Raw genomic sequence first — 11,988 nt, 5'->3', positions numbered from 1 at the left:
AAAAAAACTTGTTACCACTGGAGTTATTAAAGCTGCATGCCGACTATGAAGATGATATCACTTACCGGGTGATCCGTTCTGAGCGGGTGGGTGAGAATATTCTGATCCAACTGGAGATTCAGGTAGTTGGCCCTTATGTGGAGCATGGTTTCACACAATCCTGGCAGTTGGAAATAGCCGGTTACCTGGCCGGTGCATTTTCTTTTGCTCATTATTTTGATATACGATGTGAAGAAAAGCATGCCCTCTTGTGGCCTTATACAGATATAACCTGTGAACTTTATTTTAACGGAACCGCTGCCGATACTACTGCATTGTTTGCAGCGTTGTATCAGGTGCATAAGTATAATTTTGGTAATTATTATCCGTTCGAAAAATTTATGAATACAGGATACAACATTACCGGATTATTGAAGGTGGGTTCGGGACTGCTGGCAAAAGGTCCCAAAGAACTATTAATGAGTTATGCTTCCTGTTTATTGAAACATAAGATGAATTATTCTATTCTTCCCTCGCGTCTCCAACCTCTTTACCGGGATCCCGATTCGCCGGAGAAAGATAAAAAAGCCCTGAAAGTACTTTTGCTGGACGACGATTACCTGATTGCAGAACAGTTTGATTTTGTAAGATTATCCTAGCAGGCTGCATCAGGGGCCATCCTTTCGTCCAGATTTATTTTGCATGCTATGGTGAAACAGTGTATTTTTAAACCACTTTGGAGTTAATATCAGCCATAAAACGCGGGGACGAATTGTCATTTAATCATGCCTGGATACAGCGGCATGAGAAAGTATATTTTTACTTTCTGAAAAAGACAAAATCAGAAGAAGACGCCAAAGATCTCCTGCAAACCACCTTTCTGAAGCTCTGGCAGTATCGTACATCCCTTTCAGAAAAGTACAACCTGGACCAGCACCTTTTCAGCATTGCCCGTACAGTATTTATTGATTATCTCCGGAGCCAGTCGAAATTGGCGAAAGTAGCTGCTACAGCCGATGACAGCGCTGAGGAGCCATCACAGCTGCCGGGAGTGGAAGAGCAACAGAGTTTACAACAGGCGCTGGCCCGTATGCCGGCCACCCGGAAAAATGTGTTTGTATTGCACCGTTTGCACGGTTATTCTTACAAAGAGGTAGCAGAACAGTTATCCATCTCCGTAAAAGCAGTAGATAATCACCTGGCCAAAGCCCTCAAACAATTAAAAAAGTTTTTTCTTTTTACCCTTATCTGCCTGTTACTGGTCTCCTGACGGGCTTTTCGCCTTTTTGAAAAATATTTCAGAGGGGGGTAGGAGTTTCCGTGTTTGCCACGTATTTATTAGTAATGGGCCATTATGACGCCATGAATATAACCAGCGAACTATTAGCTAAATTTTTTGATAAACGTTGTACACCGGCAGAAGCAGCAGTGGTGAGCGATTATCTGAAAAGCAATCCTGATGTACTGAACGAGTATCTCAGCGAAGCCGAATGGGAGGAGGTGAGGGCCACTAAAGTCTTACCGGCTTCTTTCTGGGATAATGCCTGGGAAGAGATCCAGCAAAGGAAGGAACAACCGGGAGGAAGGCTGATATGGCTCAAACGCACAGCAGTAGCAGCATCTGTTGCATTGCTGTTGGGCGCGGGGTATATGGTATGGATAAACAACACCACCCATGACAAAAAGATAGTGGAGCACAAGGCAACGCATCATCGTATTGAAAATACCTCTGAAACAGCAATGCAGCTCGTTTTGCCGGATAGTTCCCGGGTGGCGCTGTCGCCCGCATCTGTGCTGGATTACGAAGAACCGTTTGGTAACAGCCGGCCGGTTTTTCTGACAGGAGCAGCGGTATTCACGGTGACAAAAAATGATAAGAAGCCGTTCACCGTATATAGTGGAGTATTGGCTACCACCGTATTGGGTACCACTTTCCGGGTAGAGGCGTTTCAGGCAGATAATACCATCCGGGTAAAACTGCTGGAGGGGAAAGTGGTGGTGAGGGCAGCCGATAGCACCACTACACTGAAAGGAAATTATTTCCTGAGTCCCGGTGAAGAGCTGCGGTATAATAAACAACTGATGACAGCCAGTATGATCCGCAAAATAATACCTGTAAACGAAACGTATCTGCGGGAGCGCAATGATGCCGTGGGCAACTGGTATATGTTTAATAAAGCCTCACTGGCAACGGTATTCGACCAGTTGTCGCAGATGTACGGCGTACCGGTTATCTATAATAAAACACAACTGAACGATCTTTATTTTGTCGGGAAATTTGAAAAAACAGATTCATTAAAGAATATTTTACAAACAATAGGTCAACTGAATAATCTAAAGGTGGAACCGATGAAAAATGGCGGCTACATAATTAAATAGTAATTCCAACCAAACATACATGAGCACCACCCGTTTGAGGTGGATGATACTCATGCGTGAACGATGATTTATTCCTGATAAACAAAACAACGCTATGTTAAAAACGACTATTTGCCTCCCTGGCAAATTGCGGCGCTATGCCCATGTACTACTGGTGCTATGTTTCCTGCTATGCACTACCGTCGCTGCTTTTGCGCAAAAGAAAAGTATTGTAAAAGGATTGGTGAGAGATGAAAAAGGAGAGGTGCTGGCAGGCGCCACAGTGGTGGCCAGGAATGCAAAAACCGGCTTTACCGCCGGCGTACAAACCGATTCTGTAGGATTGTTCCACTTTAATAACTTACCGGAAGATGGCTCTTACAGCTTCCAGGTGTCGATGATCAGCTTTGAACCACAAACGGTTTCCGGTTTCACCATAAAAAGCGGCGAAACTATCTCTGTTGCCATTAAGCTCAAAAGTAGCTCCACTCAACTGAACGATGTGGTAGTAATCGGTTACGGTGCGGTAAAACAGAAAAACCTAACCGGCGCCATCGCTTCCGTGAAGGCCGCCGATCTCAATATGAGCGTGGCTTCCAGCTTTCAGCAAACTTTGCAGGGAAAGGCTACAGGCGTGCAGGTAATACAGGGTACCGGTCAACCGGGTGCCAATGTAACGGTGCAGCTAAGGAGTAATCCGTCCTTTGCCAATGCGGGCGCTTTGTACGTTATCGATGGTGTACCGGTAGATGCCGCATTACCCGTAGATGGTCCGAAAGCGCTCAGCGGCGCCAGGTATGGCAGTGCAGGCGCCAGGCAGTCGCCGCTTAACTTCATCAACCCCAATGATATTGAGTCCATTGAGTTCCTCAAAGATGCCAGCTCCGCCGCCATCTATGGCGTAAGAGCAGGAGGCGGTGTGATCCTCGTTACCACCCGCAGAGGTAAAAGCGGTAAGCCCAGTATTCAGTATACCGGCAGTTATGGCGCACAACAGGTGGCTAAGATGTACGAAGTGCTGAATACAAAGGATTACATGGAACAGCGTAACCTGTTACACCAGGAAGTGTGGATGAAAAATAACAAAGTAGCGCCCTATTATGGTACCGTGGATGCCGCCAGTGTAGCCACTCCTTACAAACCCATTTTCACGCAGGCACAGATAGACACCACACCGCAGTACCAGAGCGCGATGGATGCGATTACCCGCCAGGGATATACGCAGCAGCACAATATCTCCATGTCCGGTGGCAATGGCAAAACATCTTATTTTGTTTCGGGAAACTATTTCGATCAGAAAGGCGTATTGCTGAATTCAGGATTCAAAAGATACAATGGCCGCGTAAATCTCGACCAGGTAATTTCTGACAAAGTAAAAGTAGGCGTGAACCTCATCGGGTCCAATTCCATTTCAAACAATACCATTACCGGCGGTCAGAATGAAGCAGGTGGTATTGTTACTGCCGCGATGTATTTCCCTGCCAATCTGCCTTTCTATGGCCCGGATGGCAGTTATACAGCTAACCCGATGTATGCCAATATTCCCAACCCATTGTCGTATGAAACAGTGGAAGACCAGACCAAAACACAGCGCCTGTTGTCGAACGCATACGGTACCTGGGAAATTATTAAAGGGTTAACGGCCAAAGCTAATTTCAGCTACGACCAGTCGAATGTAAAGCGAACCAATTTCCTGCCCACTACTTTTTATTATGGCGCTAAAGTAGGCGGTCTGGCCAGTGTAGCCAGCAGCGTGAGTACTTCCAAATTGCTGGAATATACCCTGAACTATACCCATTCCTTTGGGAAAAGGCAAACCTTGCAGGCATTGGCAGGCTACTCGTACATGCTGAACGATTTCGAAAATATGAATGCCGGTAACCAGCAGTTTGTTTCCGACATAGTTTCCTGGTATGATCTGAACAGCGGCGCCGGCGCCAAACCTGTGGTAGGTACCTACAAAACGCAGGATATCTGGGCGTCTTACTTTGGCCGTGCTATCTATCAGCTGGACGATAAATATACCCTCACCGCCTCTGTACGCCGTGATGGCGCTTCCCGCTTCGCAACGAATAAAAAATGGGGCATCTTCCCCGCCATTTCCGGTAGCTGGCTGATTTCTGAGGAACAGTTCCTGAAAAATAACGCGGTGGTTGACTTCCTGAAACTGAGAGCCGGTTATGGCGAAACAGGTAACAGTAATTTCCCTGCTACCGCCTTTGAAATATATGGTACCAGAGGTAATCCCTGGTTTGGTGAAAACGCCGCTTCTTCTACGGCAATTTTCCTGAAACAGGCCGCCAATCCAAATCTTACCTGGGAAACAGCCGGAGAGTTTAATGCAGGCGTCGATTTTGGTATCCTGCGCAGCAGAATTACCGGCTCGGTAGATTATTTCAATAAGAATATCCGCAACCTCATTGCCTGGATGCCTTTCCCTTCCGACTTTACCGTGAGCGGCGTGTATGGTAACTCCGGCACCACCAAATCTACCGGTTACGAAATAGGCCTGCAATCAAAGAATATTATCGGGAGAAAGGGCGGCTTTAGCTGGTCTTCCAATATAAACTTCTCCCATTACCTCAACTACTGGGTAAAACGCTCTCCGCAAAGTCTGGCTACGCTGGACAAATGGAAAGATGCCTCCGGTAAAAATGCACTGTTCAACGGCGCCTACGGCTATGTAGCGGATGGTCTTTTCAAAGGACAGTTTGGATCTGCACCCGCACTCATGCCTGGCATGTTGCCCGGTGGCATCATCATCAAAGATATCCATGGCTTTGATGACAAAGGAAACCTGTCCGGCCCCGATGGTTTGCTCACTGCGGCCGATCAGACGCTCCTGGCTAACCTCGATCCTAAGTTCAATTTCGGTTTCGGCAATACCTTCACCTATAAAAACTTTGACCTGAATATCTACTTCTCCGGCATGATAAAGAAGGCCAGAAGTCCCTACTATACTGATTACTACCGGATCGCCAACCTGCAGGCAAACATGGAAACCTACGGCTGGAATACCATGCCGGTGAGCAAAGACAGATGGACATTCAAAAATCCCACTGGCGATTTCCCTACCGGTTTGTCTGATTCCCGTTATGCCAGCTACCAGAACTATTCCAGCTACTATATCTTAGACGCCAGCTACCTGCGTTGCAGAAATATTACCCTCGGATATTCGTTCCCGGCTTCATTCTTCCAGTCGCAACACACCATTTCCGGATTGAGATTATCACTGGATGTACAGAATCCATTTACGATTACTTCTTACCCCGGACTGGATCCTGAGCTGACGCTCGACAATTTCTACCCATTGAGTAAAAGTGTTGTATTCGGCGTAAACGTAACCTTGTAATCACCTGAAAAAAAACGATATGAACATATTATATGCAAAGAGGATAAAAAACTGGTGCACGATACTACTTGCAGCAGGAGCCATGGGAACTTTGGCTTCCTGTGAGAAGAAACTCGATAATGTTACCTATGGCAGTTTATCCGGCGATAACTTCTTCAAAACCGCCAATGACGCTAAAGCCGCTACGGATGCGATGTACACGGGCCTGTATGAAACACCGAATGGTGGTCGCGGCTGGGCATCTACCAATTACTCCTTCAGAACACAGGCGGCACAAACCACCGATGAAATGGTGTGCTACTGGGATGATAACGGTAGCTGGGCCAGGTTGCATGCGCTGGATTTTACCCCTGATTTTGCCGTGGTAACATCACATTATACGCAGCTGATGCAGTATGTTTCCCAGATTACCGTGAATATGTCCAAAATACAGGGCATCAAAATGGACGAAACGCTGAAAGGAAGATACATTGCGGAGCTGAAAGCCCTGCGTGCCTATTTCTCCCAGATCCTTTACCTGTACTATGGTCCCGTTCCGGTACGACTGGATGCTTCCCAGATCGATAATCTCGCTACACCGCCTTTGCCGCGTCCTTCAAAAGAGGAGATGATAAACGGCATCATAAAAGATTTTACCGAAGCTATTGCCGTGCTGCCGGATAAATTTGATAAAGAAAACTATGGCCGCTTTTCTAAAGCCGCCTGTTACACCAGCCTGCTGAAATTATACATGCAGGAAAAGAGGTGGGACGATGCCATCGTGGCCGGTGAAAAGGTGAAAGCGATGGGATTCAGCCTGATCGATAATTACGCGGATAATTTTAATGTGAAAGCGCAAAGTGGCAATACGGAAATTATTCTGCCGGTGATCTGTTCTGCCAGCAGTGATCAGTTTTCGAACGACTGGCTTGCACATGCCCTGCCATCCGATTATTATGATGTAAGCCGTGGTATCACGCTGTCTGGTTGGGGTGGTTACCGTATGCCCTGGAAAACATATGACAAGTTTGATAAAAAAGACAACCGCTTAAGCGTGCTTTTACAAACATATACTACCGGCAAAGATAATAACGGCAATGTGATCTATGTAGATACCCGCGCCAGGGGCGATATAGGTGCCATACCGGTTAAAATGGGAATGGACCCGGCTATGTCAGATCCTTCTGTAAGCGGTATCAATTATGTGGCATTCCGGTATGCAGATGTGGAATTATTGCTGGCAGAAGCTATCAATGAAAAGAACGGAGTTCCAAACGCCGAAGCATATACGTTGTTGAATGATGTGCATCAACGCGCCGGCCTGACGCCCTTTACACCCGGTTCATTGAACCAGGTTCAGTTCAGGAAAGCCATCCAGGATGAGCGCTTATTTGAATTATGGGGAGAAGGCGTACGCCGTGATGACCTGATCAGGTGGGGACTTTACATCAAACGCGCGAAAGACGATGGCTCTGTGGTGGCCGATGATGATAAAATACTGTATCCTATTCCAAGAAGTGTGATTAACCAGAGCAATGGGGTGATTCAACAGAACAAAGGTTATAAATAAGAGACATTGTTATAAACGTTAACGGATAAACGCTGTTGAAAGACAGCGTTTATTTTTTGCCCGTTTTTTTGTATCCCATCGGTAGAAAATACAACCAGCAGAAGCTGATCAGGAACAACACTGCAGAGGCAATGAATGCCGGCAGGGCAATATCTTTGTTGTCCTCCAGCGCATTGTTCAAACCGGTATACAGGAGCCAGATCTGTATGCCGACGTTTAAAATAAGGATAACAATCAGCGCCGACATCAGCGTGTTGGATTTATTCGGATGTGCTTTATTCTGGGCGTCTTTGAAATTACTCATCGCATTTATTTTTTAGCCAGTTCAGTACCACCGGCTCTCACATAAATATCTTCTCCTTTTACCACCACTTCCAGAGCGGGGAGTGGTCTGGGTGGCGGGCCGGCGATTACCTCGCCGGTCATGGCGTCAAAAAATCCCTCATGGCAGGGGCATACAATCTGACTGCTGCCGGGTTTATAATAAACAGCGCAGGAGAGATGCGTACATTTCTGCTCATAAGCGCGCCAGTGACCTGTTTCCAGTTTGACAAGAATATAAGGGATATCACTGCCGGCCAATACAAAAGAACGGGTGCCTCCGGTAGGAACACTATCTGCCTTACAGATAAAATGCTCTCCCTGTACTTTCTCCGGAGGAAAGAAATTAGCCTTTACCGCCACATAGCCGCTGCCTACTGCCAGTCCGCCGGATACCAGGCAGAGAAACCTGGCAAAGTCGCGGCGGCTGACCTTTGTCGCCTCTGTTCTTTCAACGGGGAAATCCTCTTTCCAGTGAGGATCCTGGTTTGATTGATCAGACATATCTTTCAGTTTAATGTACTTTTAATTGGGTGCTGCCTTTGGGCATCATGATATTTACTTTGGTGGTTACTACCTGCTGACCGAAAATAAACGTATTCACCGGTGTGCTGTTGGGCCGCATACGGTTGATCTCTTCCCGGGTGCCGTAGAAGAGCGCCTGACTGGGGCATACGGTGGCGCACATGGGCTTTTTCCCGGCGCTGGTGCGGTCGTAGCACATGTTGCATTTCATCATCATGTCGTACTTTTCTTCTTTTTTGGGTACCCCAAAAGGACAGGCCATCACGCAATTGGAACAGCCGATGCAACGCGCGGTATTGGCGCTTTGTACTACGCCAAAATCATCTTTTGCAATAGCATCTGCCGGACATACCTTGGCGCATACCGGATCATCACAATGCATGCATACCTGCACGGTTGTTTGAATGGTTACCGCACGTTCCACATAATTTACATGGATCATGCTTTCCTGTCCATTGGTTTCGCATTCTGCGCAGGCCATTTCACAGGCTTTACAGCCAATGCAGCGCTGCATGTCTACGAAGAATTCCATGTTTGTTTTATACGCAGTTACTTCCATTGTATGCTTTTTTAGATGCTGTCGAATGCGTGTGTTTCACCGGGTGTTGAGATAACGCCCAGCGGCGTTAGCCTGCAGGCGCACACTTTGAATTCCGGTATTTTCGATATCGGGTCCAAAGTGCCGATGGTGAGCTGATTGGCAGATTTTTTTCCGGGCCAGTGATAAGGAATAAACACGGTGTCCTTCCGGATGGTTTCTACAATGTTTGCCGGAAATTCTGCTGTTCCCCTGCGGGTGGTTACCCGCACCATTTCCCTTTGCCGGATATTATAGGTAGATGCCAATGCCGGATGTATTTCCAGCAACGGTTCCGGGATCAGGTTCACTAGCTTGCCAATACGCCGCGTTTGCGAACCGCTGAGGTATTGTGAAACTACTCGTCCCGTTGTTAATACTACCGGGAATTCGGCATCTGTTACCTCGGAAGGTTCTTTAAATTTCACGGGGTTGAAATGTGCTTTTCCATCCGGTGTAGCAAACTTTTTGTCTTCCCATAGCCGGGGTGTGCCCGGATGATCTTCGCTGGGGCAGGGCCAGAACACACCCATGTTATCTTCTATCTTTTTATAGGTGATGCCAAAGTAATCGGCGGTGCCGCCTTTGGAGGCCACACGTAGTTCGTTGAAAATGGCTTCCGAATCGGCGTAGGTAAACTTATCCTTTGCGCCGAGCCGTGCTGCCAGTTCCAGGATGATGGCCGTATCTGCGCGAGCATTTCCCGGAGGGGTAACGGCCCTGCGTATACGAACCACTCTGCCTTCCGCGGTGGTCACGGTTCCTTCTTCTTCTTCGTGGAGGGAGCCGGCCAGCACAATATCGGCATGCCTGGCTGTTTCACTGAGAAAGAAATCAATCGCTACATAGAACTCCAGTTTCTCCAGTGCTTCCCGCACGTAATTATTGTTGGGTAACGATACCAGCGGGTTAAAGCAGATCGACAACAAACCCTTTACCTCTCCCCGGTGGATGGCTTCAATCAGTTCCCAGGCGGTGAGGCCTTTTCCGGGTAGCTCAGATTCGGGGATGCCCCATACACCGGCTACATAGGCGCGGTGTTCCGGATTGGTAATGTCGCGGTTGCCGGGGAGCTGGTCACATTTATGTCCCTGTTCCCGTCCGCCTTGCCCGTTGCCCTGCCCGGTAATGGTGCCGTAACCGCAATAGGGCCGCCCAATGCGGCCGGTAGCCAGCACCAGGTTGATGCAGCCCAGTACATTGTCTACCCCTTTGGAATGATGTTCTATACCCCGTGCGTGTAAAAGAAAACTTGTTTTTGCTTTGCCCCAGAGTTCTGCGGCCTGCCTGATTTTTTCTATTTCAATACCGGTAGTGGCAGCCGCCCATTCCAGTGTGTAATCCTGTACTGCCGACAGGGTTTCTTCAAAACCGGTAGTATGGTTGTTGATAAAATCATGGTCCAGCATATCGTGGTCGCCCAGGTATTTCAGCATGGCGCCATAGAGCGCCGAATCGGTACCGGGCTTTACGGGTAAATGGATATCGGCCGTTCTTGCGAGTGGAATAACTCTGGGATCTATGACGATCAGTTTGGCGCCGTTGTCGCGGGCGCGCCAGAGCCAGTGCGTGAGTGTGGGGAAAGTTTCGCTGACATTGGCGCCGGCCACAATAATTACTTCTGCATGTTCCAGGTCGGCGTAGGTATTGGAGGTGCGGTCTAGCCCGAATGCTTTTTTATTGCCGGCGCCGGCACTCACCATGCAGAGCCGGCCGTTATAATCGAGGTTACTTGTTTTGATGGCTACACGGGCAAATTTACCCATGAGATAACTTTTTTCGTTGGTGAGGGATACACCGGATAAAACGGCAAACGCATCTTTGCCATAGGCGTCCTGGATCCGCTGTATCTCCGAGGTAACGCGGTCCATCGCTTTATCCCAAGATACGGGCTTGAATCCTTCGCCTTCCACCCGCTGCAGAGGTTCCAGCAGGCGGTCGGGATGATTGTCCTGCAGGTACCGCTGAATGCCTTTAGGGCATAGCCGTCCTTCGTTGAAAGGGAATTCCATCCAGGGTTCAAAGCCAACTACTTTATTATTTTTTACGAGGAGTTGGATCCCGCATTGCATACCGCAGAAGCAACAATGGGTTTTCACGGAGGCATCCGGTTCATCACGGCCGGGATAGCCTTCTTGCGGGGCATAGTTTAAATGCGGACCAAAATCCGAGATGAGCTTCTCTGGAGATGCGGGTAGTTTAGCCATGCTGGTCGTATTTTATTTCCCGGAAATGCTTCCGGTAGTTATCCAAAAAATGAACCTCCTTCCTGCCTGGCTTTTAGATGCGCGAGGGCCAGCAGGTCACGTTTCCCTTCCGGGCTATAATCGAGATGGGAGGTGCCGTCTTCCAGTGTGAAATCGAATCCTACCTGTTTGGTAACGGTTTTGAGGTCGTCTACATGCAGCTGTGTGGTGAATGCCTGTTTTGTATAAGGGCAAACCGCCATGCCTTTTTTCTGACCTTCTTTCTTGTAGATATGTGCGCCGATCTGTGCCGGGCGTTGAATGATATGAAAGAATTTGCCAAACGGAATCCATACCAGGAAGAGGATTACCGAAATGGCATGGGTAACGGACATGAAATCATATGCAATACCTTTCATAAAGGCATAACTGAAATTCAGTCCAAGGCCTGTCACCGAAATAATGATCAGCAAAATAAGGGGAAGCAGGTCTCCTTCAAAAGTCTGCGACGCTATAAGTCCCGCATTGGTGAGTCTTCTCACTAAAAAAATAACAGCACCCGCTATTACTGCCCAGGAGCACCAGGTTAATGCATGAAAGATGAGAAATGCCAGGGGCGAACCCAGTTTAAATCCCATCACCCGGAAGCCAAAGAAATTGGCGTAGTACAGGTTGGTGGCGCCGGGGTCCAATGCAGTGCCAGGGTCCAGTGTAAAATTGATCCAACCCAGCGTGAGGGGAATGGTGATGGCAAATGCTGCCATACAACCGGAGGCCAGCATAAAATGAGCGAGCCATCTCTTTTTTCCTCTGGGGTAAATGAACCGCTGGAACAAAAGGTTCTTCACCGCATCCACCGTCATAAACCACGCGTGGGTAAAGAAGCTGCCGGTGAAAACAAATTGCCAGGTACGTTTGAAGTACATCCAGGTAGGAGGCCTTTGCAGCCATACACAATAACGGTACACACCACCGAATAAGGCGAAAAGGGTCCCAAACAGGTAGGCGATCAGGGCAGGGTCGAAGTTCTGCAGTTTCCTGGACCCGTAAAATGAAATCACCACACAGGCCAGTGTGACAAAAAACGCAATCAGGGCCGCTTTTCTGTTGAGAGAAAATTGCATGGTCGCCAGTTTTTACA

Annotated in this window: 10 protein-coding genes; 5 read left to right on the top strand and 5 right to left on the bottom strand. The window is 48.0% G+C overall.

The genetic code is table 11. The features are described 5' to 3' along the window. The first annotated feature begins 8 nt into the window (after positions 1 to 8). The 5 genes from BMW79_RS20780 (at position 9) to BMW79_RS20760 (ending at position 7,238) form a co-directional block, all read left to right on the top strand. The gene (locus BMW79_RS20780) at positions 9 to 638 is read left to right on the top strand and encodes a hypothetical protein (protein ID WP_089897698.1); all 630 of its coding nucleotides are present in this window, start codon (positions 9 to 11) and stop codon (positions 636 to 638) included. 77 nt (positions 639 to 715) lie between these two features. Further along, positions 716 to 1,249 carry an RNA polymerase sigma factor gene (locus BMW79_RS20775; protein ID WP_089897696.1) on the top strand — a complete coding sequence of 178 codons (534 nt, stop codon included), beginning with the start codon at positions 716 to 718 and terminating at the stop codon, positions 1,247 to 1,249. A 92-nt stretch (positions 1,250 to 1,341) separates the two neighbouring features. Continuing rightward, positions 1,342 to 2,358, top strand: a complete 1,017-nt coding sequence (locus BMW79_RS20770; protein ID WP_177192266.1) for a FecR family protein — start codon at positions 1,342 to 1,344, stop codon at positions 2,356 to 2,358. 94 nt (positions 2,359 to 2,452) lie between these two features. Continuing rightward, the gene (locus BMW79_RS20765) at positions 2,453 to 5,689 is read left to right on the top strand and encodes a SusC/RagA family TonB-linked outer membrane protein (RefSeq protein ID WP_089897692.1); all 3,237 of its coding nucleotides are present in this window, start codon (positions 2,453 to 2,455) and stop codon (positions 5,687 to 5,689) included. 19 nt (positions 5,690 to 5,708) lie between these two features. After that, complete coding sequence (locus BMW79_RS20760; protein WP_089897690.1) at positions 5,709 to 7,238, top strand: RagB/SusD family nutrient uptake outer membrane protein; 1,530 nt, start codon at positions 5,709 to 5,711, stop codon at positions 7,236 to 7,238. Positions 7,239 to 7,287: 49 nt separating this feature from the next. On the opposite strand, the gene BMW79_RS20755 is transcribed toward BMW79_RS20760, so the two are convergent. Genes BMW79_RS20755 through BMW79_RS20735 form a run of 5 tightly spaced genes read right to left on the bottom strand, consistent with a single transcriptional unit; the run spans position 7,288 to position 11,971 of the window. Beyond that, positions 7,288 to 7,542: a DUF6755 family protein gene (locus BMW79_RS20755; protein ID WP_089897687.1), complete on the bottom strand. Its 255-nt coding sequence runs from the start codon at positions 7,540 to 7,542 to the stop codon at positions 7,288 to 7,290. 5 nt (positions 7,543 to 7,547) lie between these two features. Next, complete coding sequence (locus BMW79_RS20750; protein ID WP_089897685.1) at positions 7,548 to 8,063, bottom strand: Rieske (2Fe-2S) protein; 516 nt, start codon at positions 8,061 to 8,063, stop codon at positions 7,548 to 7,550. 10 nt (positions 8,064 to 8,073) lie between these two features. Then, positions 8,074 to 8,643 carry a 4Fe-4S dicluster domain-containing protein gene (locus BMW79_RS20745; protein WP_089897683.1) on the bottom strand — a complete coding sequence of 190 codons (570 nt, stop codon included), beginning with the start codon at positions 8,641 to 8,643 and terminating at the stop codon, positions 8,074 to 8,076. An 11-nt stretch (positions 8,644 to 8,654) separates the two neighbouring features. Beyond that, positions 8,655 to 10,868, bottom strand: a complete 2,214-nt coding sequence (locus tag BMW79_RS20740) for a molybdopterin oxidoreductase family protein (RefSeq protein ID WP_089897681.1) — start codon at positions 10,866 to 10,868, stop codon at positions 8,655 to 8,657. A 38-nt stretch (positions 10,869 to 10,906) separates the two neighbouring features. After that, positions 10,907 to 11,971: an MFS transporter gene (locus tag BMW79_RS20735; RefSeq protein WP_089897679.1), complete on the bottom strand. Its 1,065-nt coding sequence runs from the start codon at positions 11,969 to 11,971 to the stop codon at positions 10,907 to 10,909. Positions 11,972 to 11,988: the final 17 nt, after the last annotated feature.

Source organism: Chitinophaga arvensicola, from assembly GCF_900110835.1.
In the GTDB taxonomy this organism is placed as follows: Bacteria; Bacteroidota; Bacteroidia; order Chitinophagales; family Chitinophagaceae; genus Chitinophaga; species Chitinophaga arvensicola.
Note: the sequence above shows the minus strand (reverse complement) of the source record. Positions and strands in the feature narration are given on the sequence as shown.